This window comes from Haloterrigena salifodinae, assembly GCF_003977755.1.
GTDB lineage: Archaea > Halobacteriota > Halobacteria > Halobacteriales > Natrialbaceae > Haloterrigena > Haloterrigena salifodinae.
Window position 1 is genome coordinate 648,966 of record NZ_RQWN01000003.1, and the last position, 24,389, is coordinate 673,354.

The 24,389-nt window shown below is 65.3% G+C and carries 21 protein-coding genes; 11 read left to right on the plus strand and 10 right to left on the minus strand.

Annotated features, from left to right (window positions below; all coding sequences use genetic code 11):
- Nucleotides 1-128 precede the first annotated feature (128 nt).
- Entirely contained in the window at nucleotides 129-1,571 is a 1,443-nt protein-coding gene (locus EH209_RS17710) for a sugar porter family MFS transporter (RefSeq protein ID WP_126664165.1), read from the plus strand.
- A 68-nt stretch (nucleotides 1,572-1,639) separates the two neighbouring features.
- On the opposite strand, the gene EH209_RS17715 is transcribed toward EH209_RS17710, so the two are convergent.
- Nucleotides 1,640-2,641, minus strand: coding sequence for an ornithine cyclodeaminase family protein (locus tag EH209_RS17715; protein ID WP_126664166.1), 1,002 nt, complete (start codon nucleotides 2,639-2,641; stop codon nucleotides 1,640-1,642).
- 169 nt (nucleotides 2,642-2,810) lie between these two features.
- On the opposite strand from EH209_RS17715, the gene EH209_RS17720 reads away from it, so the two are divergent.
- Both EH209_RS17720 and EH209_RS17725 read left to right on the plus strand, forming a co-directional pair.
- Nucleotides 2,811-3,653 carry a hypothetical protein gene (locus tag EH209_RS17720; protein ID WP_249038830.1) on the plus strand — a complete coding sequence of 281 codons (843 nt, stop codon included), beginning with the start codon at nucleotides 2,811-2,813 and terminating at the stop codon, nucleotides 3,651-3,653.
- A complete protein-coding gene (locus EH209_RS17725) occupies nucleotides 3,653-4,672 on the plus strand; it encodes a hypothetical protein (RefSeq protein WP_126664167.1) in 1,020 nt (339 codons plus the stop codon). Before EH209_RS17720 ends, EH209_RS17725 begins: the two co-directional genes overlap by 1 nt.
- A 64-nt stretch (nucleotides 4,673-4,736) precedes the next feature.
- Here the strand turns inward: EH209_RS17725 and EH209_RS17730 are convergent, their stop codons facing one another.
- From EH209_RS17730 to EH209_RS17745, 4 genes are all read right to left on the minus strand, one after another.
- Nucleotides 4,737-5,504, minus strand: a complete 768-nt coding sequence (locus tag EH209_RS17730) for a class I SAM-dependent methyltransferase (protein WP_126664168.1) — start codon at nucleotides 5,502-5,504, stop codon at nucleotides 4,737-4,739.
- Between the two features lie 282 nt (nucleotides 5,505-5,786).
- Nucleotides 5,787-6,140, minus strand: coding sequence for a hypothetical protein (locus tag EH209_RS17735; RefSeq protein ID WP_126664169.1), 354 nt, complete (start codon nucleotides 6,138-6,140; stop codon nucleotides 5,787-5,789).
- A gap of 855 nt (nucleotides 6,141-6,995) precedes the next feature.
- A complete protein-coding gene (gene thsA, locus EH209_RS17740) occupies nucleotides 6,996-8,660 on the minus strand; it encodes a thermosome subunit alpha (RefSeq protein WP_126664170.1) in 1,665 nt (554 codons plus the stop codon).
- 93 nt (nucleotides 8,661-8,753) lie between these two features.
- Entirely contained in the window at nucleotides 8,754-10,121 is a 1,368-nt protein-coding gene (locus tag EH209_RS17745) for a sensor histidine kinase (RefSeq protein ID WP_126664171.1), read from the minus strand.
- 184 nt (nucleotides 10,122-10,305) lie between these two features.
- Here EH209_RS17745 and EH209_RS17750 point away from each other — a divergent pair, with 184 nt between their 5' ends.
- On the plus strand, nucleotides 10,306-11,556 hold the full coding sequence (locus EH209_RS17750) for an FIST signal transduction protein (protein WP_126664172.1): 1,251 nt from the start codon (nucleotides 10,306-10,308) through the stop codon (nucleotides 11,554-11,556).
- 49 nt (nucleotides 11,557-11,605) lie between these two features.
- Nucleotides 11,606-11,905, plus strand: a complete 300-nt coding sequence (locus EH209_RS17755) for a hypothetical protein (protein WP_229380245.1) — start codon at nucleotides 11,606-11,608, stop codon at nucleotides 11,903-11,905.
- A gap of 84 nt (nucleotides 11,906-11,989) precedes the next feature.
- Here EH209_RS17755 and EH209_RS17760 read toward each other — a convergent pair whose 3' ends face one another.
- Nucleotides 11,990-12,547, minus strand: coding sequence for a KH domain-containing protein (locus tag EH209_RS17760; RefSeq protein WP_126664174.1), 558 nt, complete (start codon nucleotides 12,545-12,547; stop codon nucleotides 11,990-11,992).
- 208 nt (nucleotides 12,548-12,755) lie between these two features.
- Between EH209_RS17760 and EH209_RS17765 the strand changes: the two genes are divergently transcribed.
- Nucleotides 12,756-13,514 carry a proteasome assembly chaperone family protein gene (locus EH209_RS17765; protein ID WP_126664175.1) on the plus strand — a complete coding sequence of 253 codons (759 nt, stop codon included), beginning with the start codon at nucleotides 12,756-12,758 and terminating at the stop codon, nucleotides 13,512-13,514.
- Between the two features lie 81 nt (nucleotides 13,515-13,595).
- Here EH209_RS17765 and EH209_RS17770 read toward each other — a convergent pair whose 3' ends face one another.
- Both EH209_RS17770 and EH209_RS17775 read right to left on the minus strand, forming a co-directional pair.
- The gene (locus tag EH209_RS17770) at nucleotides 13,596-13,961 is read right to left on the minus strand and encodes a DUF7344 domain-containing protein (RefSeq protein ID WP_126664176.1); all 366 of its coding nucleotides are present in this window, start codon (nucleotides 13,959-13,961) and stop codon (nucleotides 13,596-13,598) included.
- A gap of 206 nt (nucleotides 13,962-14,167) precedes the next feature.
- A complete protein-coding gene (locus EH209_RS17775; RefSeq protein ID WP_126664177.1) occupies nucleotides 14,168-14,668 on the minus strand; it encodes a metallophosphoesterase in 501 nt (166 codons plus the stop codon).
- Nucleotides 14,669-14,855: 187 nt separating this feature from the next.
- On the opposite strand from EH209_RS17775, the gene EH209_RS17780 reads away from it, so the two are divergent.
- Complete coding sequence (locus EH209_RS17780; RefSeq protein WP_126664178.1) at nucleotides 14,856-16,442, plus strand: hypothetical protein; 1,587 nt, start codon at nucleotides 14,856-14,858, stop codon at nucleotides 16,440-16,442.
- A 23-nt stretch (nucleotides 16,443-16,465) separates the two neighbouring features.
- Here the strand turns inward: EH209_RS17780 and EH209_RS17785 are convergent, their stop codons facing one another.
- Entirely contained in the window at nucleotides 16,466-17,704 is a 1,239-nt protein-coding gene (locus EH209_RS17785; protein WP_126664179.1) for a tryptophan--tRNA ligase, read from the minus strand.
- A gap of 391 nt (nucleotides 17,705-18,095) precedes the next feature.
- Here EH209_RS17785 and EH209_RS17790 point away from each other — a divergent pair, with 391 nt between their 5' ends.
- Nucleotides 18,096-19,748: a bifunctional metallophosphatase/5'-nucleotidase gene (locus tag EH209_RS17790; protein WP_126664180.1), complete on the plus strand. Its 1,653-nt coding sequence runs from the start codon at nucleotides 18,096-18,098 to the stop codon at nucleotides 19,746-19,748.
- 39 nt (nucleotides 19,749-19,787) lie between these two features.
- On the opposite strand, the gene rio1 is transcribed toward EH209_RS17790, so the two are convergent.
- The gene (gene rio1 / locus EH209_RS17795) at nucleotides 19,788-20,663 is read right to left on the minus strand and encodes a serine/threonine-protein kinase Rio1 (protein WP_126664181.1); all 876 of its coding nucleotides are present in this window, start codon (nucleotides 20,661-20,663) and stop codon (nucleotides 19,788-19,790) included.
- Nucleotides 20,664-20,808: 145 nt separating this feature from the next.
- On the opposite strand from rio1, the gene arcD reads away from it, so the two are divergent.
- The 3 genes from arcD (at nucleotide 20,809) to EH209_RS17810 (ending at nucleotide 24,387) form a co-directional block, all read left to right on the plus strand.
- Nucleotides 20,809-22,275 carry an arginine/ornithine antiporter ArcD gene (arcD, locus tag EH209_RS17800; protein WP_126664182.1) on the plus strand — a complete coding sequence of 489 codons (1,467 nt, stop codon included), beginning with the start codon at nucleotides 20,809-20,811 and terminating at the stop codon, nucleotides 22,273-22,275.
- A 195-nt stretch (nucleotides 22,276-22,470) separates the two neighbouring features.
- Entirely contained in the window at nucleotides 22,471-22,869 is a 399-nt protein-coding gene (locus EH209_RS17805) for a 2Fe-2S iron-sulfur cluster-binding protein (RefSeq protein WP_126664183.1), read from the plus strand.
- A 66-nt stretch (nucleotides 22,870-22,935) separates the two neighbouring features.
- The gene (locus EH209_RS17810; RefSeq protein ID WP_126664184.1) at nucleotides 22,936-24,387 is read left to right on the plus strand and encodes a selenium-binding protein SBP56-related protein; all 1,452 of its coding nucleotides are present in this window, start codon (nucleotides 22,936-22,938) and stop codon (nucleotides 24,385-24,387) included.
- Nucleotides 24,388-24,389 lie beyond the last annotated feature (2 nt).

The window sequence follows — 24,389 nt, forward strand, 5'->3', positions numbered from 1 at the left end:
ACCGCAGCCGGCGGGCTCTCGACGTTGCTCGAGGGTTTGGGCTCTCCTGACTGTGGGTCAACACCTCCCGAAGAAGATCGGAGACTTTGTTAACTATGATCCGAGATAATTATATTGGCTAATCACCCATGACTGCAACATCGACCGGCGGTTCGGTCGACGAACGAAATCCGTTCGTCTACGTCGTCGCGGCGCTGGCCGCGCTCAACGGCTTATTGTTCGGTTTCGATACGGGCGTCATTTCCGGTGCGATGCTCTACATCCGGGAGACGTTCGAACTGGCAACGATATTCGGCTACTCGATGAACCCCTCGCTCGTCGAAGGGGTCATCGTCAGCGGTGCGATGATCGGTGCGATCGTCGGCGCCGCGTTCGGCGGCCGACTAGCCGACCGACTCGGTCGTCGGCGCCTCATCCTGGTCGGCGCCGTCGTCTTCTTCGTCGGGTCGCTCATCATGGCCGTCGCGCCGACGGTCGAGGTGCTCATCCTCGGTCGCATCGTCGACGGGATCGGCGTCGGCTTTGCGTCCGTCGTCGGGCCGCTGTACATCTCGGAGATTTCGCCTCCGAAGATCCGCGGCTCGCTGGTTTCGCTGAACCAGTTGACGATCACGAGCGGGATCCTCATCGCCTACCTCGTGAACTACGCGCTCTCCGAGGGCGGCCAGTGGCGCTGGATGCTCGGCCTCGGGATGGTCCCCGCGGCGATCCTGTTCGCCGGCATGCTCTTCATGCCCGAGAGTCCCAGATGGCTCTACGAGCGGGGTCGCGAAGACGACGCCCGCGACGTGCTCTCCCGCACGCGCACCGAGAGTCAGGTGGCTGGCGAACTTCGCGAGATCAAAAAGAACATCCAGACCGAGTCTGGAACCCTCCGCGACCTGCTTCAGGCGTGGGTACGCCCGATGCTCGTCGTGGGGATCGGACTGGCAGTGTTCCAGCAGGTCACCGGCATCAACACGGTGATGTACTACGCGCCGACGATCCTCGAGTCGACCGGCTTCACGGATAACGTCTCGATCCTCGCGACCGTCGGCATCGGCGCCGTCAACGTCGCGATGACCGTCGTCGCGGTCCTGTTGATGGACCGACTCGGTCGGCGACCGCTGTTGCTCTCGGGGCTGGGCGGCATGACCGTCATGCTCGCGATCCTCGGTGCCGTGTTCTACTTACCCGGACTCTCCGGGGGACTCGGCTTGCTCGCGACCGGGAGCCTGATGCTGTACGTCGCCTTCTTCGCGATCGGGCTCGGTCCCGTGTTCTGGCTCATGATATCGGAGATCTACCCGATGGAGATCCGCGGGACGGCGATGGGCGTCGTCACGGTCTTAAACTGGGCCGCGAACCTGATCGTCTCGCTGACGTTCCTCCGACTCGTCGACGTCTTCGGCCAGTCCGGCACGTTCTGGCTGTACGGCGTGCTGACGCTGTTCGCGCTCGTCTTCTGCTACCAACTCGTCCCCGAAACGAAGGGACGGTCGCTCGAGGAGATCGAGGCCGACCTGCGGGAGACGGCGTTCGGAACCGACGTCGAGGACGCCGGGCCGCACCCCGCTGAGACGGACGACTGACCGCTTCGAGCGGTTACGTACTTTTTCAGCCCGTATCCGTCGTGAGCGGTCCGCTCGAGCGGCGACCGCTACTGCGCGGCGTCTCCGGCGCCGACGAGATCGAAGGACAGCCCCTTCCCCGCGTCGCTTGCGCGGTCGTAGACGACGTGGGCCGCCGCGACGTCCTGGATGGCCAGTCCCGTCGAATCGAAAACGGTGATCCCGGTCCCGTCGGTCCGCCCCTCCTTCGCGCCGACGACGACCTCGCCGATTTCGGCGTGAATGTCGTCGTCGGTCAGGGTGCCCTCGCCGTAGGGGACGTTGATTTCGCCGGAGTGGGTACACTGCTCGTGGTCGTCGATGACGATCGTCGCGTCGAGCAGGAGGTCGTCGCTCAGTTCGTGTTTCCCCGCGGCGTCGGCGCCGATGGCGTTAATGTGGGTGTCCTCGCCGACGTCCGCGAGGCCGACGATGGGACTCTCCACGGGCGTCACCGTCGAGAGGATGTCGCAGTGGCCGGCCTCGGAAATCGAGCCAGCGCGGACGTCGAACTCGTCCTCGAAGGTCTCGACGAACCGCCGGACGCGGTCCTCGTCCTGATCCGCGATGACGACCTCTTCGATCGACCGCACTTCGCTGATCGCCCGCAGTTGCGTGTACGACTGGACGCCGGCGCCGACGATGCCGAGACTCGAGGCGTCCTCGACGGCGAGGTGGTCGGTCGCGACGGCCGCGGCGGCCCCCGTCCGCTTCATCGTGAGCGTCGTCCCGTCCATGATCGCCAACGGGAAGGCGGTCTCGGGATCGGAGTAGATCATCGTTCCCAGGACCGTCGGCAGGTCGTGGTCCGCGGGGTTGTCGGGGTGGACGTTGACCCACTTCAGCCCGGCGGCGTCCCAGTCGCCCGTATCGAGATAGGCGGGCATCGACCGGAAGTCGCCGTTGTACCGTGGGAGGTCGATATAGGACTTCGCGGGCATCTGGGTGTCTCCGCGCTCGAAGGCCGCGAAGGCCTGCTCGACGGCGTCGATGACGTCGCCGAGCGCGGCGTATTCGTCGACGTCCTCGCTGTCCAACAGAAGCGTGTTCATGCTGGCAAATATCGCGGGAAGACACTTAGTTCGTCCTGAACCGACAGCCTGCGCGTAGTCCGGCGTCGGATGGCGACGTTCTCGCTACACGTACCTTAATACGGGCAGGAGTGTCACGCTTCGGGTAATGTTCGGAAACGAGAGAGTGGTTCGGACGTCTCGCCGGAGCGTGCTATCGACAGTCGCGGGAACCGGCGTCGCCGCGATCGGGGCGCTCGCGTCGAAATACGGCGTTTCCGACGCGGCCGCGCTCGACGCGATCGACGAGATTTCGTTCGGCACCTTCGAGTCGTCGCTCGAGGAGTGGCGCCCCGAGGGCGACCTCGTGCTGTCGCGGGTCGGCCGAGACGAGCGCCCGGTGGCGGTCACCGAGGGCGAGTACGCCCTCGAGGCCGCCGTCGACGGCGAGACAGAACCGGCAATCTCGCGGCCGGTCGCCGACCTCGACCTCGCGACGCATCCGTACTTCGTCGCCGACGTCACGCCGGGCCGACTCGACGGGACCGACGCCCGCGTCGCCTTTCAGTGGAGACTCTATCGCTCGACCGATCTCCTCGCGGACGGCTCGACGGGGGAGCCGGTCGCCGCGTCCGAGCCGGTGACGGTCCCGCAGGCGACGCCGGGCCGTCTCTACTGGGACGCAAGCGACGTCGACCTCGGTCTCCTGGACGCGGTCTCCCGCCTCGAGATCGGCTGGTATCCGATCGACGGCGATCCGGCAGACGGAACGATCGCCGCCCGCGGCGACATCGTCGTCGACGACGTCCGCGCGACCGCCTCGGTCGATCCCGTGGGGAACGCCCGACTCGCGGCGACGATGCGGGACCTCCAGTTCGACCACGGCCCGTACGTCCGGACCGAGGTGACCGAGGCGTTCGACGGCGGAGAGACGGGCACGTTCGTCTTCGACGACGGCGAGACCGAGCCCTACCGGTTCGAGACGCTCGGCGCGGACCGGTATCTGCTCACCGTTGCGGATACCGAGATCGAGTTCGGCGAGGGGTGGTCCTGATGATCGAGCGCGCAACCTCGGCGGCGACGATCACGCTGCTGCCCGGCCACAGCGAGAACACCACGGAGGGCGGCGACGCGCTCGACAGCGCGATGCCCGACTACGACGGCAAGTGCCTCGACGCGTGGTTCGTCGCCGACGCCGCGACTGACCTCCCTGACGACCTCGAGACGGTCCGCGAGATTCGAAAGCAGCTCCCGGAGTTCGACGAGGGGCTGCGCCAGTACCGTCTCGCGAACGAGCTCGAACTCTCCTTTTCGACCGAGGACGGCCGGACCGTCGTCGACTCGAGCGTCACCCGGACGACGAACGCGAACGAGAAGCCGTCGTACGTCGGCGTCGAGGGCGAGGTGGGCGAGGAGAACGTTGTCAGGGACATTATCGAGCGCGATGACCTCGACTGGTTCGACGGGAAGGACAAGCTCCGGGCCGACGTGGCGGACAAGCGATTCGAGAGTGACGCCGTCCGCGAGGCGGTCGACGGGATCGAGGGCGTGCGCGCGTCCGTCCTCTTCGGCGGGAGCGACACGTACATCGAGATCATGCGCGAGAAGTTCTACGAACTCGGGCCGGTCGAGTTCCTCGAGACGGCGGGGATGGAGACCGAAGCGGTCCCCGCGTTCATCGTCCAACCGCCGACGATGTACACGTTCCTCGAGCTCGCGGTGATGGCCGACGGGACGAGTCTCGCCCGCGTCTGGGACGTCAGCCCGTACCCCAAACACTACCTCTACGTCGACGACCGGAAGCGCGGCGAAACCGAATTCGAGGAGGGGAGCCGCCTCGAGGGCGGCGAGTGGCGGCAGAACGAGAACGGCAACGAGCGGTTCGGCCAGTGGGCGCTCGAGGAGCAGGACCTCCGTTCGCCGTTCTCCCCGCACACGCGGACGGGCTACGAACAGTATCTCGACCACGCCACCTCGATCGGCCGCTATCCCGCGATGGCCTACGGCGAGGACGGCGACGAACTGACAGCGTCGACGGTGGCGGTCCATCTGCCGCCGCTGTTCCCGTGGTAGACGGTAGCCGTCCGTCGCGTCGTCTACCCGCACGTCTCATCGACACCGTCTCGACCGGGGGTCGTCAGGCCCGCGCCCGAAGCAGCACGACGCCGGTGCGGTACGATTCCAACCGCTCGCCGTCGTCGGCGCACCGGAAGTCGAACGTGTCCTCGAGTTCGGCCGGCACGTTCGACAGCAGCGACCTGATCTCCCGTCGACGGTCGTCGGGCACGTCCATCCGCTCGAGCCACGCGTCGACCTCGAGCCGTCGGCTCGTCTCGTGGGCCGCGTCGAGGGTCAGCCCCGCGGCCTCGAGCCAGTTGCGCCACTGCGCCGGGGAGTAGGTCTCGGCGTGGCCGGGATCGCGGAGTCGCTCGATCCGGTTGACGTAATCAGCGAGTTCCGAATCGTCAGGAACCGCGAGGTCCTCGAAGGCGAGGACGCCGTCCGGCGCCAGCACGCGCTTGACCTCCGCGAGGAACGACTCGGGGTCCGGAAAGTGATGGGCGGCAAAGCGGCAGGTGACCGCGTCAAACGAATCCGTCGCGAAGGGGAGACGTTCGGCGTCGGTGACAGCCCCCTCGAGGCCGTCGTACTCGCTCGTCGCCGTCGCGACCATCTCGGGGGAGAGGTCCGCCGCGACGACCCGCGTGACGTCCCGTTCGGCGACGGCACTGGCGACGTGGCCCGCACCAGTAGCTACGTCGAGTGCCCGCGTTGCGCCCGCTGTCCAGTCGACGAGTCGCTCGAGGTCGGCGCCCTCCTCGAAGACGGCGCTGTCTAGATAGCCGTCCGTTGCGTTCCCGAAGGTCGTCGCAACGTCGCGCTTTCTGTCGGCGTCGTTCGTCACGCCAGTAAATTGTGATCAGACCAACGTGAATGTTGCGAGCAGACGGAGGATGAGCCTCGAGTGATAAATTTCGAAAAACCGAATCAAGAGTGGCGAATTCGTCTAAATGATCGGTCGGTCCGCATGTTGGTCCCACTGCAGGTCCACCCCGAATGAACTGAAGCCGGGTTCAAGGATGCACACCCGTCGATGACGTGCGCGAAACCAGAAAATGCGACCAGTCGAAACTATCTTTCCCTAAGAAGGGAACCGAAAGAGGTCCAAACTAATCTTTGAGTCGCACTACTCTGCGCGAACTGTCACGTTCACACTGTCGACGACCGTTGGGTCGGCACCCGTCTCGTTTCGGACGATTCGTAATTGATGTCGTTCGGCCTCCTGTTCGGAGGATGGAACGCCGATTCGCTCTGACACGGTATTTTCGTCCGGGTCGAGCGTGGTTGCCCACCGATACTCAGGCGTGCCGTTTATGACCATATAATGTTCGATCTCGTACGTACGATTTCGGCTATCGTTGATCTCATATTCGACCGTCCAGAGTGCGCCTTCCATCGGATCATCGACTTCAACCGTTGCGTTCGTGATCACTGTACCGGTGGTTGGGTCACTGACCGATCCAGAGTAGTCCGTAAACATGCCACATCCGGCGAAACTCATCATCCCGACAACGAGGAAAGCGAGACCGACTGTCTGTAAGTCAGATTTCATTTTTTGATATTTGGTGGTAGTGAAGCTATTTCGCGATTCTTATGCCCGCTTAAACCATTTCCTTGATGAATTCCTGCAGTATTTCTCGGTGAGATTGAACAGGTCCCCGGTGCACTCTTCGGGTTCCGAGTCCTGCTCAAATGGATCGTTTGGATTATCGCGGACCTTCACTATGACGTGCTGCTGAGCCAGTGGTGGCGAATGCAGAAGCGCCGGATACGGGCCCAACTGGCTGAAGTTTCGTCTATTCATCAACTCTCAATTTCATCTCGACTGGATTATTAGCAAACAATATACTGTATGATTATGTCACTGGTATATACGTTACTATCTAGTCATTAATAATAATTTTCACAGAGGTGTCTATGTGAGGGGTAGTATCAGCCGGAACTATCAGTCATTGCTCCTCGATCGGTCCGTCTGAACTACTGTTCAGCACGAACCGCAGAAATACGGATTCGGGAGCGACGACGAAAGAGAGATCGATGAAATGGGCCGGCTGCAGTGGGCGACTCGAGCGGCCTATCGCCCGTCAAACTTGCCCCGAGTCGAGCGTCGGCGAGTGAGCGGAGCGCGGCGCCACGCGCCGCGGAAAGGCGAACGAACGCTTCGCGTCCGTGAGCCGTTCGGAGAACCCGAACGATGCCATTCACCGAGCGCGGCGCACGGCGCCGCGCTCGGGCCGACGAGCGACCATCGGGAGCGAGGAGTGCTTTTGGTCCAGGTTTTACCGAGCGAACGAGCGAGCGGCGTGAGCGAGTGAGCGCAGCGTAAAAGCTGGGCTTACATCATGCCGCCCATGCCGCCGCCCATACCGCCCATGCCGCCGCCCATGCCGCCGGGGCCGCCGGCGGGCATGTCTTCGTCATCGTCGTCGTCGGCGACCGCGAGGTCACCGGCGGCGATGACGTCGTCGATGCGCAGCAGCATGACGGCCGCCTCGGTGGCGGACTCGATGGCCTGGGTCTTCACGCGCAGCGGCTCGTAGACGCCTTCCTCGGCCATGTCGATGGTGTCGCCCGTGTAGGCGTCGAGACCGGAGCTGGTCTCGCCGCCGTCGTGGTCGGCGCGCAGCTCGACCAGCGAGTCGATGGGATCGAGGCCGGCGTTCTCGGCCAGCGTGCGCGGGATGACCTCGAGGGCGTCCGCGAAGGCTTCGACAGCGAGCTGCTCGCGGCCGCCGACGGAGTCGGCGTAGTCGCGCAGCGAGAGCGAGAGGTCGACTTCGGGGGCGCCGCCGCCGGCGACGACCTTGCCGTCCTCGAGGGTCGTTCGCACGACGCCGAGGGAGTCCTCGATGGCGCGGTCGACCTCGTCGATGACGTGGTCGGTGCCGCCGCGGAGGATGAGGGTGACGGCCTTGGCGTCGTCGACGTCCTCGACGAAGATGCGCTGGTCGCCGGCGATCTCCTTCTGGGCGACGCTCCCGGCGAAGCCGAGGTCGTCCTCGGAGAGGTCGTCGACGGAAGAGACGGGCGTGGCGCCGGTCGCGCGGGCGAGCTGGGACTGGTCGCTCGCTTTGACGCGGCGGACGGCGATGATGCCTTCCTGGGCGAGGTAGTGCTGGGCCATGTCGTCGATGCCGCCGTCGACGAAGACGACGTCGGCGCCGGCCTCGGCGACTTTCTCGGCCATCTCCTGAAGCTGGGCCTCCTCCTGCTCTAAGAACTGCTCGAGCTGGTCGGGGTCGGTGACGTTGACCTCGGCGTCGATCTCGGTCTCCTTGATCTCGAGGTCGCCGTCGATGATCGCGACATCGGCGTCCTCGGCGAAGTACGGCATGCTGTCGGAGACGCGCTCCTTGTCAATGATGACGCCTTCGACGAGCTCGGACTCCTCGATGGAACCGCCGACGACTTTCTCGACTTTAATGTTGTCCGTGTCGACGCCGTCGTCGTCCGCGACGGCCTGGACGGCCTCGACGACGAGTCGGGACAGCAGGTCGCGGGCGCTCTCTGCGCCCTTCCCGGTCATCGCCGTGGCGGCGATCTGCTCGAGAATTTCGTCGTCGTCCTCGGCGACGTCGATGGCGATCTCTTCGAGGGCTTCAGTGGCCTCTTCGGCGGCCTGTCGGTACCCCTGGGCGAGGGTGGTTGCGTGGATGTCCTGGTCGAGGAGCTCCTCGGCCTGGCTGAGGAGTTCGCCAGCGACGACGACGGCGGAGGTGGTACCGTCGCCGACCTCGTCCTCCTGCGTCTCGGCGACTTCGACGATCATGTCGGCCGCCGGGTGGTCGATCTCCATCTCCGACAGCAGGGTGACACCGTCGTTCGTGACGATGACGTTGCCCGTCGAGTCGACGAGCATCTTGTCCATCCCCTTCGGACCCAGCGTGGTCCGTACGGACTCGGCGACGGCTTTCCCGGCCTGAATGTTCATCGACTGCGCGTCTTTTCCGGAGGTACGCTGGCTTTCCTCCGAGAGAACGATAAGGGGCTGGTTACCCATCTGCTGAGCCATAGTCAAGGGAACGATTGATTGTTATTCTATATAGGTCTTTTGTTTATGCTGTGGTCGGTCCCCGTTCCGTACGGGGGTTTCTCACACCCCGTCGATCTCGAATCGGGCGCCGCCGGAATCGCTGTCAGTCACGGAGATGCTCCAGCGGTGGGCGTCGACGATCTCGCGGACGATATGAAGCCCGAAGCCGGTCCCGTCGTCGCTGTCGGTGTACCCCCGCTCGAAGATTCGGGACCGCTCCGAAGCCGGGATACCGGGACCGTCGTCGGCGACGAAAAACCCGTTTCCTTCCTCGAGCGTTCCGACGGTGACGACGAGTTCGTCGTCGGTCTCGCCGGGTTCGCTGTCGTCGTCCTGTGTGTCTGGGTCTGTGGAACCGTGTTCGACGGCATTTCGAAACAGGTTCTCGAACAGCTGTCGGAGCCGGTCCGGATCGGCGTCGAACGTCATCGAGTCGGCGACGTTGAGCGTCGCGTCCGGCGTTTCGACGGTTCTCCAGGCCCGTCGCGCAATCAACTCGAGATTGACGGGCTCGGCGTCGTCGATCCCCTGTCCCTGCCGGGCCAGCGTCAGCGTGTGTTCGATGATTCGATCGATGCGCTCGTGGGCGTCCTCGACCTCCTGGACGTACTCCTCGTCGCCGGTCTCGACGGCTAGATCGAGATAGCCCTCGGCGACGGACAGCGGGTTCCGCAGGTCGTGGGAGACGATGTTCGCGAAGTCCTGGAGGTCCTCGTTCTTTCCCTTGAGTTCGGCGCGGTCGTCCTCGAGGGTCCGGATTCGGCGGCGGCGCTCGATTGCGCCGATGGCCGCCGTCGCGATCGGTCGGAACGTTCGGACGTCAATCTCGTCTACCGCGTCGGCGTTGAGACCGCCGAGGCGGACGATCCCCAGCGTCTCGGATGGGACGACGAGCTCGGTCGACGCCACGGCGGTCGGGTCGTCGGATCGGAACGCCGACCACCACGGATCTCCCCCTTCGGCGATCGGTTCGGTCTCGAAGCGGGCGTCGGCCGCGGGCGTGACAATCTCGGGTACGAGTTCCGATCGGAGACCGTCGTACCGGTAGACGGCGACCGCGGTCGTTCCGAAGAATTCGTTCGCGACGTCGGTCACCGGCTCCGTGATCCCGTCGATCGTTTCCGACTTGACCAACGATCGGACGGCCGCGTCGACGACCTCGAACCGGGATCGACCGGCCCCACCGTCGTCACCGTCGTCACCGTCGCCACCGTCGTCCCTCTCCGCCGGCGGACCCTCGACGTCGAGCGCCTCGACCCACTGCTCGACGGCGTCGCTCGAGAGTCCGGTAAGTGCGGCGATCTCCGCCGTCGAACGGCTCCGGTTCGACGCCAGCGCCACCAGCAACCCGTCGCGGGTCGTCGGCGACTCGTCGGCCAGTACGGCCTCGACGGCATCGATGTCCGACAGCGGATCGGGATCGGACATTGCGTTGCAGATAGTAACGAACCGGCATAGTCATTGTGGGGTTGACGACGGGAGCCCGCAGCCGGTCGCGTGCGGCTTTCACTGGCGCTTCGCCCGTCGCCGACTCGCGGCGCCGAAGACGTCTCAGCCGTTGTGACGGACAGTACGTTTATGTGAGTGTACTTCCATCCTTGCCTTAGCATCGATGAGTGAGATTCTCGCCGGAGTCGGCCACGCGACCGACGACGACTCGACGGCGGCCGGCCGCCGCGCAGCCCGTGCCGCACGAGACGACCTCGGCGGTGAGGAACGGATCGCGTACGCGTTCGGCTCGAGCGAGTATGACCAGACCGCGTTACTCAGCGGTATCGAGGCCCAACTCGACTGTCCGGTCGTCGGTTGTTCGACGGCCGGCGAAATCGCCCACGCGCAGTCGTACACCGAAAGCGTCGTCGTGCTCGCGCTCGCGGGCGACGGTATTCACCCCGGCGTCGGGTCCGCATCGGGGTTCGCCGAGTTCTCGAGAAAGGCGGGGATGGAAGCGGCCTCGGCGGCCATGGACGACCTCGACGACGGTCCCGTCCCGACGTCGGTTTCGGTGTCCGAGTCGGGCCGGCGGCGGTGGTATCCGAAGCTGCTCGTGAACGCGTTCGGCCCGGGCCTGACCGGCAGCAAGGAGTGGGCCCTGATCGGCGTTCAGGACGCGCTGGGCTGGGCGCACGTCTCCGGCGGGTTCGCCGGGGACGACTGGAAGCTCGATTCGACGTGGATCTACCGGGACGGCGAACCGGTCGAGGACTCGATGGCCGTCGCTGCGATGGATGTCGACGTCAAGACCGGCATCGGCGTCGCCAACGGCCTGCGCGAGACCGAGCACACGTTCACCGTGACGAGCGCCGAGGACAACCGCCTCTACGAACTCGACGACAGACCCGCACTGGAGGCCTACCGCGACCGCTACGGCGACCGGGTAACCCAGGAACACTTCCTGATGACCCACCCGCTCGGAACGGACGACGACGGCAAGGAGAGCCACATCGCGATAATCACTGACGTCGACGAGGAAACGGGGTCGATGATCGTCGGCGAGAAACCGCTCGAGGAGGGTCAGGAACTGACCGTCATGGATACGTCGGCCGACGCGGTCCTCGACGGCGTCGAGACCGCCGTCGATCGGGCGCTGACGGCCGCCGGCGGGCCGGACGATATCGCGGCCGTGCTGGTGTTCGACTGCAACTGCCGCTGGTACCACCTGTCAAACGAGGAGACGCGAAACGCCGAAATCGACATCGTCAGGGAGCGCGTCGGCCCGGACGTTCCCGTCGCCGGCTTCTACAGCTACGGAGAGATCGCGACGCCGAACCCGCTGTGGAACGACGATCCGCGGTCGCTCATGCGCCAGGACGTCCACCACCAGAGCATCGCCATTGAGGTTATCACCAATGAGTCACTGTAACTGCAACCCCGCGTCCGCCGCGACGGGCGAGAGCGCCTAACCCATGTCCATGACGGACGAAACTCCCGGATACACCGTGCTGATTCAGGCCGCGATCGACCGGGAGAAGGACATTCTGGGGCCGGCGGACGCGGTCGAGTGCGCCGACTCGGTCGACGGACTCGTCGTCGACGGCGACGGGACCGTCGTCGACGTCGAACGCGACGGCCGGGCTGTCCTCGGTGACCTCGTTGGTGCGTACGTGGCGACGGCCGGCGACGTGGCCGCGTTCCTCATCGCCCGTCGCCTCGAGAATATGTGCGACCGCGAAGAGGTCGACCTGCCGGAGAACCTCGCGAAACACATGTGACTCGCGGCGGGAACTCACGCCGTTCTATTCGGCGGCGAAAGAGACCGTTCGTAGAGAGCGGTCGATGAAATCGAGACCTCGAAATTAGGACTGGCCGCCCGGGAACCGGTGGTACTCCATCCCCTGGTGTTTCATCTCGTTGTGTTTCTCTTCGAGGAAGGAGTACACCGCGCCGTGGGGCGCGCCGTCAAGGAGCATCTCGGCGGCGCTGCGGACGACGTCGACCTGTTCGGGCGTCCCAATGATGCCGAGCGTCGAGCCGTAGATGACGACGTCGGCGCCGGTGAGTTCCTCCATGAGTTCGCGGGTCCGACCGCCTTCACCGATGAGTCGGCCCTTCTTGCGTTTCATGTCGTTCTTGTTGCGGGCGGCGGCGTCGATGTCGACGACGTCAAACAGCATCATGTCGTCCTCGAGCAGGCGCAGCGCCGCGTCGGGCGCGAAGCCGCGGCCGACGGCGCGGACGATCTCGGGGCCCTTGAGCCCGCGGACGGGATCGCCGACGGTCTCGACGGCGACGGAGCCGTTCTCCGAATCGATGTCGAGTCGCACTTCCGCTTCCGCTTCGATCTCGCGCATCGTCTCGCCGCCCTCGCCGATGAGGACGCCGATGCGGTCCTGCGGAATCTTCACGTGTTGCATACTGCCCGATACTGGCTGGGTGAGGTTAAGACCTTGGTCCGAGCGTTCAGGGTCTGCGGGAAGCGGTCCCACGACGCCCGGGATGCCCCCTCGCGGCGGCCGCGGCAGGGAGAGTGGTGACCGATCTCGAGGGCCACGGTCGAGTCCCGCTACCGTCGCCGGAAAATGGAGGTGCGACGTTGAAGCGTCGCCCCCACGTAGGGCTCTCATGGCTTCCGATCCAGCGTACGAGGTCGCCGTCGAGAGTGACGAGGCGCTCGAGGGCCCCCTGCTCGTCGGCCTGTCGAACGCGGGGCTGGCAGGACTCACGGCCGTCGATTACCTCGTCTCGCACCTCGAGTTCGAGCAGGTCGGTCACGTCCGGGCCCGCGGACTGCCCGATATCACGCCGGTCGAGGACGGCGTCCCGCGACACCCGATGCGCGTGTACGCCGCCCCGCGGGCCGACTACTGCGCGGTGCTCAGCGAACTGTTCGTCCCGGTGTGGGCGGCCGACGCGTTCGCCGACGGGCTGCTGGAGTGGCTCGATACCACTGAGATCGACGAGCTGGCCGTCTTGCACGGAATTCCGTACCCGCACGGTCCGGACGAGCACGACGTCTGCTACGTCGCCACCCCGGCGTACGGGGACCGGCGACTCGACGGTGCGGACGTGTCGCCGGCCAGCGGCGGCGTTCTCGACGGCGTCGCCGGCGAACTGACAGCTCGCAGTCTCGACGGGGACGCCCCGCCGCTCGGCGCGTACGTCACCCCGACGCACCCGCCCGGTCCGGACCTCGAGGCGGCGCTGCGGTATCTGGACCTCCTGCGAACGGTCTACGACCTCGAGATCGACGACGATCAGCTCCGCGAACGCGCCGCGGAGCTGCAGCGACACTACGCCGAACTCGCGGATCGCATGGCGACGCTGGAGGCCCAAGAGGGCCCCGGGAGCCAGAACTTCCCGGAGGATCGAATGTTCATGTGACGCACTCGAGCCATGACGAACGTTTGGAAGGGGTCTCGGTTCCGACGAGCGTCGCGTTCCGATCCGCGACCGGACGTCTCCTCACTCCGGAATATCGCGGTCGGTGCAGAGATCAAGAAGCGCGCTGACGATGGCGGGCGGATCGCGATAGACGACGATCGAAGACTGTCGGTCGTACTCGACGAGGTTCACCTCGCGTAATTTCGGCAAGTGCGTGTGAAACAGTTCGGTCTCGATTCGATCGACCAGGTTCTCGGAGTCGATCTCGGCCCGATACGCGCGCTCCCACGCCGCAATCTGTCGGGCGATGGCTCCGAGCGATGCACACCGCTCCTCTCGTAGATGATGGAGCACGCACCGCCGCCGGTAGTTTGCGAAGACAGCGAAGAAATCGTCGAGGCACGGCCCTGTTCCGGATCCGTCGACGGGTGGTAGATCGTCAGTCATTGCTAGTCCTTATTACCGGCATAATCGAAAGAGAACAGAGGTCGATAATACTTTTTCGGCCAGCAACGGTGGTTCGAGGTCGTAATCATCTAATTCAGCAATTTCTACTGGCTAATTATATAGTAATGGATTAATAAGATTTCGGCCCCCGTTCTCAAGTCGAACCGAATCGAGAGGTCGCGGTAACGAGCGCGCGGCGGCCCGAGTCACTCGTCGACCGACCGGAACCGGATCGACTCCGAACGAGTGTCGAGGATCGCGACCGTGTGATCCTCGTCTGGCGCCAGCACGTGCGCGCCGGGGTTGAGAACCGTCGTTCGGCCCTCCTCGGACAGTTCGCGCTCATGGTGGTGGCCGTAACAGACGAAATCGAACGTCTCGCCGGCCGCGATCGCTTCGACCTCCTCGAGACTCTCGCCGTGGAGGACGGCAACGGAAAGCCCGTCGAACTCGAGGCTGGCGAACCGGCCGTGGAGTTCGCTCTCGGCGCCCAACGCGTCGAACGCCGACTGGAGGTTGGCGACGTCGCCGTCGTTGTTCCCCAGGACGCCGTGGAGTTCGAACTCCTCGAAGTAGTCGACCATCAGCGGCGCGACGAAGTCGCCGCAGTGAATGACGATCTCGACGCCTTCCTCGGCGAAGATCTCGGTCGCTCGCTCGATGGCTTCGACGTTGTCGTGGGTGTCCGAGATGATTCCGATGTTCATACGGGAGTACGCGCGGGCGAGCCACTAATTCGTTGAGGAGTCGTCGCTCGTAACCGACCCGTCTTCTCCACGGCGTCGATCGTACGGCGATTGTTAGGATTAATATGTTCTGTCTCTGTCATCATCTGGTATGGTGATGGTCCCTGGTTGGTTGGGTCGCAGCGTCCGAATCGCCTGGATCGAAGTAATGTGTGCACGGCGGAAACGCGGCCGCCCGAGAAGCCTTCGTCTCGTTCTCGGCATTGCACTGATCGCGCTCTCGATCGGCTGTGGCATCGGTGCGTACGGTCTCGGGGCAGCAATTTACCGGGACCTGTTCGCGTTCCCGCTCGAGACCATGCGGATGGGTGTGACCATGGGATTTCTCACCGCGATCGTCGTCTTCGCACAGGCAATGTCGCGGCGACTCGAACGCGCTGAAACCGACCTGTTGCTCACGACGGTCACCGTCCGCGAGTTCGTGGTCGGGATCGGCCTCGCCGTTTATAGCCGAGTGGCGCTGCCGTGGTTACTCCCCGTCTGCGGCGGGGCCATTGGATTCGCCGCCGGCGTCCGATCGTCGGCGACTGCCGTGGCTATCGCCGTCGCGGTCGGCGGTGGCGTCACGCTAGCGGCAGTGATCGGTGCCGTGATCGTATTCGCCAAGAACCTCGTTCCAGCCCGCATTACCGGCGTCTTCCGCCAGGGATCCGTCCTGCGGTACGCGTTGATCGGCGTGATATGGCTGGTCGGGTCCGTCATTGTCGTCGTGCTCCCAGTCGATCGGGTGACGGAGCTCGCTCGCCGAGCGCCGAGCGCGTGGGTCGTCGATCTCGGATTGATCGCCGTTCCGGAGATCGACACGGAAGCGGTACGCGGACTCAGTGCACTGGTGGTACTCGCCGTCGGTATTCCGAGCGGTGCGATCGCCGCGATTACCATTGCCGACCGCGTCCTCGGCGAGGAAGCAGACGCCGCCGAACTGACGTCCGGATCGCGGTCGCTCGTCGGTGACGGGCTCTCAAGGCGACTGTTCGGACGCTATGTCTCGCGCCCCGCCCTGACCGTCGCTCGGAAGCGGTGGGTCCAGGAGCGGCGGATATCGGTAGCGTTCTTCGGGGCGATCTGCTTCCCGTTGTTCGGTCTGACCGGAATCAGTCTCTACACGAGTACGGTGAGTGACATCCCTCCGATCGCGCTGGTATCTATCGCGTTCGTCTGTGCGACCGGCGTCGGACAGGGATTCGGAAGCGAAGTGCTCGGCGCCGAGTACCCCGTCTTACCGATGACGCTCACATCGGCTTCCGGCCGGGAGTTCATCCGCGGGACCGTCCTCGCCGCCGTCGCCGTCGGCGCCCCGCCGACCGCGCTGCTCACGCTGGGCGCCGGACTGGTCGGTTCGGTTGGCGCCCTCGAGGCCGTACTGATAACCGTCGCGAGCGTCGTGTGGTGTTGCTGTAGCGTCGCCGTCGCGACGGCGCTCGGAATGGATGTCCGGTATCGGGATATCTACCCGATGCCGTATCCGTTCACCAGCGCGATGATCTACGGGGAGATCGGTCGCGCGTCGTTCATTCGACTCGGGCTGATCGGGGTCGCGCTCGCCGCCGTCTCTCTACCGGCGGCCGTCGCGTCCGTCCCGGCGGTCACCGAGGCGGCGACGGCGGTACTCGGCGTTCCGGCGCCGGTCGTTCGAAGCGCCGCCGTCCTCCTGACGATCGGTATCGCGCTGGCCGTCTCGAAGATCGCTGTCGACCGCGCCGTGGAGACGTACGCGGAGTACACGCTCCGATGATACCGAGGACTTGACGAGCGTACTTACCCCTCGAGTCCCGTCGGCACGCCGACCCGCTCGAGCGCTCGTCGCCGCTCTCGCTCGGTCAGCCGGTAGGGCTCCAATTCAGACTCGAGCGATCCCAGTCCCGCCCGGCGGCGCTGGTGGTCGGCGAGGAACTCCGTAATCCGCTCGATCGCGACCTCCTTCAGCTCGCCGCTGAGCAGGTCGCCCGACCGGTAGTCGGCGGCGATGCGCTCGAGTCGCTCGTCGTCCGGTTCGAAGAAGAACCGCAGGTACTGGAAGGGAACGTCGACGGTCGGGTCACCGCCCTTCTCGCGGTGGTCGGCGAGGGTCGCCCGGCCGCCGGTGTAGGCGTGGGTCCGAATCGTCTCGGCGACGGTCTCGGGGTCGTCCGTGAGTTCGATCGATGGCGCATCGCCGGAGGAACTCATTTTGCCGGGCCCCTCGAGGCTCGGGAGGAACCGCCCGAGCAGGGCGCCTGGTTTGTCGACCGGCAGGGCCTCCTTTGCGGCGACGTCGCGACAGACCCGAACGTGCGGATCCTGATCCACGGCGATGGGGACGAGCGTCGGCTGCCGGCCGCCAACGAGTTGCGGCAACAGGAGGTGGGTCGCCTGCACAGCGGGGTAGAACTGCAAACCCACGGTGTCCTGCTCGCCGTAGACGGCCTCGACCGTCGCCGGCGTGAGGTGCTTCGCGAGGCGAACCGCGATCGGATAGACCACGTCCGCGTCGGCGGTGTCGACGATGATCCTGGTGCGGTCGGGATCGAAGCCGACGGCGAGGATATCGCGCAGATTCTCGCGGGTGTGCTCACCGATCGAGTCGAACGACTGATCCTTCGCGAGGAACTTCTCGTCGTCAGAGAGCGGGATGTACACCGTCGCGCCGGTCTCTCTCTGAAAGCGCTTCGCGAGATACAGCGGGAGGACGTGGCCCAGATGCATCGGTCCCGAGGGCCCGCGACCGGTGACGATCGCGTGCGGATCGCCGGCCGCGGCGGCCTCGAGATAGTCGTCGACGTCCCGGCCCGCGTAGAACGTTCGCCGTCTGAGCAGCGGGTGGTCGGGGAAACGTGCGATCTGCTCGTCGGTGAGCGGATCCGCACCGAAGCGCTCGAGCAGTTTCTCGTAGTCAATTTCGCCGTCGACGGCGTAGGGCGTGACGGTGAACCCATCAGCGGCCGCGGTCTCCTCGGCGGGAGATTCGGCGTTCGTCTCGCTGTCGGTGCTGTTCGGCGTGTCGGATGGTGCTGGCATTGGATTCGTAGGTGCGACTGCGGCGGTCGGAACGCGATTCGAGTCGAAAAACGAGCGGAGGGAGCGCCCGCCGCCGCGGTCGCCGGGTTAGGCCGCGTCGCCCGCAGTGACGAAACTGTCCGCTCTCGAGGGGAACTGCCAGCGCCAGTGCCACTCGAGAGCGGACGCCATTACCGATCCGTAGTCTGTCGATGACTCTAACGGTTTCGGTTCTCGAGACCGGAAGCGACAGTCGTCTCTCGAGGCCCTTCATCGCGCTTCCCATCGACTATGGATATCAATAGAGGGGCCTATCGTGTCGCCCCGATACGCATCCCGCTACGTTTGCGTGTTGTTGTTTTAGTATAAATTTTCCGATAGGAATATCAGCGCTCCTCGAGAGGGTCCGCGTATGACCGACCGGACGACCGATATCGAACGGCGGCGACTGCTGGGGTACGCCGGCGCGACGGGCGTCACCGCGCTGGCGGGATGCCTGTTCGGCGAGGAAACGACGGACGACGAGGGGGACGGAGACGAGAACGCCACCGATTCGGACGAGTCCGATTCCGAAGAGACGGAGCCAGAGGAGTCGACCGACGACGGGTCGACGACGACCGTCCGACTGCTCCACGATACGCACTTGCACGGATCGATGGGGAGTCCCGATGAGGCGCTCAACGTCGCGAATTACTTCGGGCTGATGGACGATCTCGCCGCCGACGCGCCCGACGGGAACGCGCTCGTCGTCGGGAACGGCGACGATCTGCACACGTCCGTCGAGTCCTCGGTCTTCGACGGCGGCCACATCGTCTCGCTGTTCAACGCGGCCCCCCTCGAGTACGACACGTACGGCAACCACGAGTTCGACAACGGCCCGGCGAGCCTCCGCGAGAACGTGGCCGACAGCGAATTCACGTGGGTGAGCGCCAACGTCTGCGACGAGCGCACCGGCGACGTCTTCGCCGCTGAGGACGGCGCCGAGCGCTACGCCGTCGAGGAGATCGGCGGCGTCCGGTTCGGGATCACTGGACTCGCGCCGGCAGACACGCCCGAGGTCTCCTCCGTCGGCGACCACGTCGACGTCCTCGAGCCGGAGACTGCGGCCGCGGACGTCGTCGGCGAACTGCGCGACGAGGGGGCGGACGTGGTCGTCCTGCTCTCGCACCTCGCCAGTCCCGTCGCTGAGGATCTAGTCGCGGCCGTCGACGGCATCGACGTCGCCGTCGGCGACCACGCCGCCGTCGTGCGCGACGAGCCGATGGCGGTGAACGACACCGTCGTCTCCCTCGTCGGCGACGAGTTCGACTACGTCGGCCGCCTCGACCTCGAGGTCGGGAGCGACGGACTCGTCGATCACTCGTTCCGACGCTTCGACCTCGCCGAACTGGTCGAGAATGGCGACGTGACGCCCCACGAGGAGGTTCAGTCGCTGCTCGAGAGCTACGAGGCCGACCTTGAGGCGGAACTCGACGTCGTCATCGGGGAAACGACCGAACCCTTGGACGTACGGACCGAAACGGTTCGCAGGGAGGAGTCGAACTTCGGGAACTGGCTGACCGACGTCGTGCGCGCGGACCTTGAGGCCGACGTCGCCCTCCAGAACGGCGGCGGCATCCGCAGCGACGAGCTGTACCCGGCCGGCGATATCTCCAGACGGACGATCGTCGACATTCTCCCGTTTCCGAATCGGACGGTGAAACTCGAGGTTTCGGGCGCGACGCTTCGCGAGGCGATCGAACTCGGCGTGAGTGCGGTTGCGGAGGGTCACGGTCGGTTCTCGCAGGTCAGCGGCATGGCCTACGCCTACGATCCGAACGCACCCGCCGGCGAGCGCGTCGCTGCGATCTCGGTCGGCGGCGAGCCCCTCGAGACCGACGCGACGTACGAACTCGCGACGAACGACTTCGTCGCGGGCGGCGGCGATGGCTACGAGATGTTCGCGGACAGCGACGTGCTCGTCCCCGCCGACGAGGGGACGCTGCTCTCGGCGCTTGCGATCGAGGCCATCCAGGAGGCCGAGGTCATCGGACCCGAAACGGAGGGACGGATCGAGATCGTCTGAGGCCGGGTTCGACTGCGTTCGGAGACGGTAGCCCGGCTCTCAGTTTCGAGAGGGATCCGGCTCCGGACTTGTGACGAACTCGAGTAACTCGTCTTCGGTGACGTCCATCCCCTGCCGCGAGAAGAATCCGGCGACGTTCCGGCAGTCCCGCTCGAGGAACTCCCGGCTGTTGGGGTGGTGGACCGTGACGGCCTGACCGAGGTCGATGAAGACGAGCTGGCCCTCGGTCTGGTCGAAGACGACGTTGTACTCGCTGAGGTCGCCGTGGATCAACCCCGCCGAGTAGAGGCGGCGCATGTACTCGCGCATGACCTCGTAGGCGGTCTGAGGGTTCTCGATGTGGACCTCGCCGAGGCGTTTCGCGCGGCCGTCGTCGGTACCGATGTACTCCATGACCAACACGTTGCGCTCGGTGGCGATCGGTTCGGGCACGCGGACGCCGGCCGCCTTCGCCCGCTCTAAGTTCGCCAGTTCCTTCTTCGTCCAGGCGAGGACGACGTCCTTCTTCTTGCCGCCCAGCCCCTCGAAGCGCGGGTCGCCCTCGAGGTAGTCGCGCATCTGTCGGAAGTTCGAGGCGTTGATCCGGTAGATCTTGACCGCGACCTCGCGGTCATCGCCCAGCGCGTGATAGACGTTGGCCTCCTTGCCCGTCGACAGCGGTCCGCCGAAGGCCTCGACGTAGCCGTCCTGGACGAGTTTGTACAGCGCAGCGAGGGTCGCATCGTCGAACACCGACTGCTCGACCTTGAACTGGTCGGCGTCCTTGATGCGCTCCTCGAACTGCTCAAACTCCCGGTCGCGCTTGCGAGCGATCCGGTCGGCCTCGGTGTCCGAGACGTCGATCTCTTCCCACTCGTCGCCCGGCGTCTCGACTTCCTCGAGGTCGACCAGCCCGTATTCCGTTCCCTCTCCCATCTACTCGGTCGTAGGCGCCCCGACGGGTAAAGTACTGGGTCTGGTCGCCGGCCAGTTCCTGTCGCTGCGACGTCGGGAGTAAACGGCGAACGGGGAACGGCGATCTATTTATATCCGCTGTAGAAAAAACGCGTGCGACCTGCTCATGGCACTGGACTTCACACCGAAGACCTACGACGAAATTTCCGAGGACAAGCGGCCGTCCCTGGGGGAAGCGCTCATCCCTATCGCGGGAATGATCTTGTTCCTCTCGCTCGGAATGATCTGGCTCGAGATGGACCCGCAGATGCCGCTGTTGTGGGGGATCGCCTTCGCGGGACTGTTTGGCCGGTACTACTTCGGCTACGCCTGGAGCGACCTCTACGACGGGATCGGTCGCAGTATTCTGACCGGTCTGCAGGCCATCCTCATCCTGTTCGTCATCTACATGGTCATCTCGGCGTGGATCGATTCCGGAACGATTCCCACGCTCATGTACTACGGGCTGGAGTTCCTGTCGCCGGGGATCTTCCTCCCCTTTACCGTCGTCCTCTCGGCGATCGTCGCCTTCGCGATCGGCTCGTCGTGGACGACGGCGGGGACGCTCGGCGTCGCGATGATCGGGGTCGGCTCCGGGCTCGGGATTCCGGAGGCGATGACGGCCGGCGCCGTCCTCTCGGGCGCCTACACCGGCGACAAGAACTCGCCGCTTTCGGACACCACGAACCTCGCCGCCGCGGTGACGAACACGGAACTGATGGATCACATCCGGGCGATGCGTCCTGGTACCGCGATCTCGTTCGCGATCTCACTACTCCTGTTCGTCGTGTTGGGCCTGAGCGCGAGCGGGACGATCCCCGTCGATCGGATCGCCGAGATCCAGGGCGGTCTCGAGAGCAGTTACGCGATTTCGCCGCTGACGTTCATCCCGCTGGTCATCACGTTCGCGCTCGCGTTCTACGGCTTCCCCGCGCTACCGTCGCTCGGCGCCGGGATCTTCGCCGGCGTCGCGGTCAGCACTACGGTGCAGGGCGTCGGCTTCGCCGCCGCCTGGGAGACCGTCCACTTCGGGACCAGCCCCGAAACGGGCGTCGACCTCACAGACGAACTGCTCGCGAGCGGCGGCCTCGAGGGCTCCGTGTGGGTCGTTTCGATCGTCGTGGCCGCGCTGGCGCTGGGCGGTATCCTGCAGGAAACCGGCGTGCTGGCGGCGATCGCGTACCACATCGGACGGGCCGTCAGCAGCGTCGCAGGCCTGACGGCCGGCACGGCCGCGGGAACGATCGCGATGAACTTCCTCGCCGCGGAACAGTACATGGCGATCGTCGTCCCCGGGATGACGCTGCAGAACCTGTACGACGAATACGACCTCGAGAGTCGGAACCTCTCGCGGGCAGTCGAGGCGTCCGGGACGACGACGTCGGCGTTCGTGCCCTGGGGATCCGGCGGAGTCTTCATGGCCTCGGCGCTAGGCGTGCCGGTGATCGAGTACGCCCCGTACTACTTCTTCGGCATCCTCTCGCCGCTGGTCCTGATCGCGATGGGCGCAACGGGTTGGGGAATCTTCTACAAGGACAGCCCCGAGCGAGAATCGCCGCCGGAAGCCGACGCGTCGACGCCCTCCGCCGAATAGCGTCGTCGTTGTCATGGCCTTCCTCCTCGAAGCCGGATCACCGGACGGTACTGGCAGCGACTCGAACCGCGAGCGGTACTGACAACGACTCGAGTGGGGTCGAGCGCACCCACGCGCGGACTTTTTCCCGTCGCCCGTCGTACCGTCGGCCATGGACGAACTGCACGCAAACCGGATACCGACGGAACGGGGACGATGACGAGCCACGACGTGACCCTCGAGTGGACAGACGGCTCGACGCAGACGATCGCGGTCGACGAGAACGAATCGATCCTCGACGCGGCCCAGCGGGCCGGCGCCCGACTGCCCTACGACTGCCGGAAGGGGACGTGTATCACCTGCGTCGGTCGATTGCTCGCCCTCGAGGGCGAGGAGGCCGCCGACGAGTCGGCCGAAGGCGGGACGGAACGGCCACCCGATGCCGATGCCGATGCCGCGGACGCGTTCACGTATCGGCGGGCACCGGCGGCACTGACCGACCAGGAGCAGGCGGACGGCTACGTCCTGCTCTGTATCGCGCACCCGCAGTCGGATTGTCGAATCGAAGTCGGACCGCGAGTGCGCGCCGAGGTTGGCGACAGTCCTTGGGCGTAACGTTTCTCTCGCCACCCCCTGTCTCCCCCAAATAGACTTATCTCCGTGCTCGTGGTCGGAAGGGATATGAGTGATGCTAACACACCCAGCGACGTCGAACCGGAGCATGAGCACGACCACCACGACCACGAGGGCCCTGGCTACGCGACGCCCCAAGCCGCCATCGAGGAGGGCGACCGAGAGGAACTGGCCTACGTGATGAGCCTCTACGTCGGCACGGACGTTGACGCGCCGGACTTCGTCGCGGTCGTCGACCTCGATCCCGACTCCGAGACCTACTGCGAGATCGTCGACCGCATCGAACTGCCCAACCGCGGCGACGAACTCCACCACTTCGGGTGGAACGCCTGCTCGTCGTCGTGTCACATGGAGGGCCTCGAACGGCGACACCTGATCGTTCCCGGTCAGCGCTCCTCGCGGATCCACGTAATCGACGCGAAGGATCGGCGCAATCCCGAACTCGTCGAGGTGATCGAACCCGAGGAGGTCTTCGAGTACGACCTCTCGGCGCCCCACACCGTCCACTGCATCCCGGACGGGGAGATCCTGATCAGTATGCTCGGCGACGCCGACGGCGAACTGCCGGGCGGGTTCCTCGAACTGAACGACGACTTCGAGATCGAGGGCCGGTGGGAGCCGCCGGGCGAGATCGAGATGAACTACGACTACTGGTACCAGCCCCGCCAGAACGTGATGGTCTCGAGCGAGTGGGCCGCCCCCAAAACGTACTATCCGGGCTTCGACCTCGAGGACGTCGAGGCCGGCAACTACGGCCAGCGGCTCCACTTCTGGGACTGGGAGGACGGCACCGTCGAGCAGACCATCGACCTCGGCGAGGAGGGGCTGATCCCGCTCGAGGTGCGCTTTCTCCACACCCCCGAGTCGACCCACGGGTTCGTCGGCGCTGCGCTGTCGTCGAACGTGTTCCACTTCTGGCGGGACGAGAGCGCGGCGTCACGCGCCGCGGATGACGCGAGCGGTGATGAACCGCGAGCGACGGGCGAGTACCGCGCCGAGAAGGTGATCGACTTCGAGTCTCGCGAGCACGACGACTGGGACATGCCCGTCCCTGCGCTCCCGACGGACATTCTGATCTCGATGGACGACCGCTACCTGTTCGGTTCGAACTGGCTCCACGGCGAGGTCTGGATGTACGACATTTCGGACCCGTCGAACCCGCGGCGGGCCGACTCGCTGTCGGTCGGGGGCACCTTCGGCGAGGTGCAAGAGGTCCAGGGCCGCGAACTGTCCGCGGGTCCCCAGATGATCCAGCTCTCGCTGGACGGCGAACGGCTCTACTGGACTACCTCGCTGTTCTCCTCGTGGGACGAGCAGTTCTACCCCGAGGAGGGCGAACGCGGCTCGGTGATGCTGAAGGCCGACATCGACCCCCGCAAGGGGACGATGGAACTCGACGAGGACTTCCTCGTCGACTGGGGCGAGTGCCCGGCGGGACCGGCCCGCGCCCACGAAATTCGGTGGCCCGACGGCGACTGCACGAGCGACGTCTGGCAGTGACC

What these genes read in the sequence shown, in the direction of transcription:
- EH209_RS17775 (WP_126664177.1), bottom strand. Translation starts at nt 14,668, where the DNA reads ATGAACATCGGAATCATCTCGGACACCCACGACAACGTCGAAGCCATC.
- EH209_RS17715 (WP_126664166.1), bottom strand. Translation starts at nt 2,641, where the DNA reads ATGAACACGCTTCTGTTGGACAGCGAGGACGTCGACGAATACGCCGCG.
- EH209_RS17770 (WP_126664176.1), bottom strand. Translation starts at nt 13,961, where the DNA reads ATGACTGACGATCTACCACCCGTCGACGGATCCGGAACAGGGCCGTGC.
- EH209_RS17735 (WP_126664169.1), bottom strand. Translation starts at nt 6,140, where the DNA reads ATGTTTACGGACTACTCTGGATCGGTCAGTGACCCAACCACCGGTACA.
- EH209_RS17760 (WP_126664174.1), bottom strand. Translation starts at nt 12,547, where the DNA reads ATGCAACACGTGAAGATTCCGCAGGACCGCATCGGCGTCCTCATCGGC.
- thsA (WP_126664170.1), bottom strand. Translation starts at nt 8,660, where the DNA reads ATGGGTAACCAGCCCCTTATCGTTCTCTCGGAGGAAAGCCAGCGTACC.
- EH209_RS17805 (WP_126664183.1), top strand. Translation starts at nt 22,471, where the DNA reads ATGACGAGCCACGACGTGACCCTCGAGTGGACAGACGGCTCGACGCAG.
- EH209_RS17810 (WP_126664184.1), top strand. Translation starts at nt 22,936, where the DNA reads ATGAGTGATGCTAACACACCCAGCGACGTCGAACCGGAGCATGAGCAC.
- EH209_RS17725 (WP_126664167.1), top strand. Translation starts at nt 3,653, where the DNA reads ATGATCGAGCGCGCAACCTCGGCGGCGACGATCACGCTGCTGCCCGGC.
- EH209_RS17750 (WP_126664172.1), top strand. Translation starts at nt 10,306, where the DNA reads ATGAGTGAGATTCTCGCCGGAGTCGGCCACGCGACCGACGACGACTCG.
- rio1 (WP_126664181.1), bottom strand. Translation starts at nt 20,663, where the DNA reads ATGGGAGAGGGAACGGAATACGGGCTGGTCGACCTCGAGGAAGTCGAG.
- EH209_RS17745 (WP_126664171.1), bottom strand. Translation starts at nt 10,121, where the DNA reads ATGTCCGATCCCGATCCGCTGTCGGACATCGATGCCGTCGAGGCCGTA.
- EH209_RS17790 (WP_126664180.1), top strand. Translation starts at nt 18,096, where the DNA reads ATGACCGACCGGACGACCGATATCGAACGGCGGCGACTGCTGGGGTAC.
- arcD (WP_126664182.1), top strand. Translation starts at nt 20,809, where the DNA reads ATGGCACTGGACTTCACACCGAAGACCTACGACGAAATTTCCGAGGAC.
- EH209_RS17765 (WP_126664175.1), top strand. Translation starts at nt 12,756, where the DNA reads ATGGCTTCCGATCCAGCGTACGAGGTCGCCGTCGAGAGTGACGAGGCG.
- EH209_RS17755 (WP_229380245.1), top strand. Translation starts at nt 11,606, where the DNA reads ATGACGGACGAAACTCCCGGATACACCGTGCTGATTCAGGCCGCGATC.
- EH209_RS17710 (WP_126664165.1), top strand. Translation starts at nt 129, where the DNA reads ATGACTGCAACATCGACCGGCGGTTCGGTCGACGAACGAAATCCGTTC.
- EH209_RS17785 (WP_126664179.1), bottom strand. Translation starts at nt 17,704, where the DNA reads ATGCCAGCACCATCCGACACGCCGAACAGCACCGACAGCGAGACGAAC.
- EH209_RS17780 (WP_126664178.1), top strand. Translation starts at nt 14,856, where the DNA reads ATGTGTGCACGGCGGAAACGCGGCCGCCCGAGAAGCCTTCGTCTCGTT.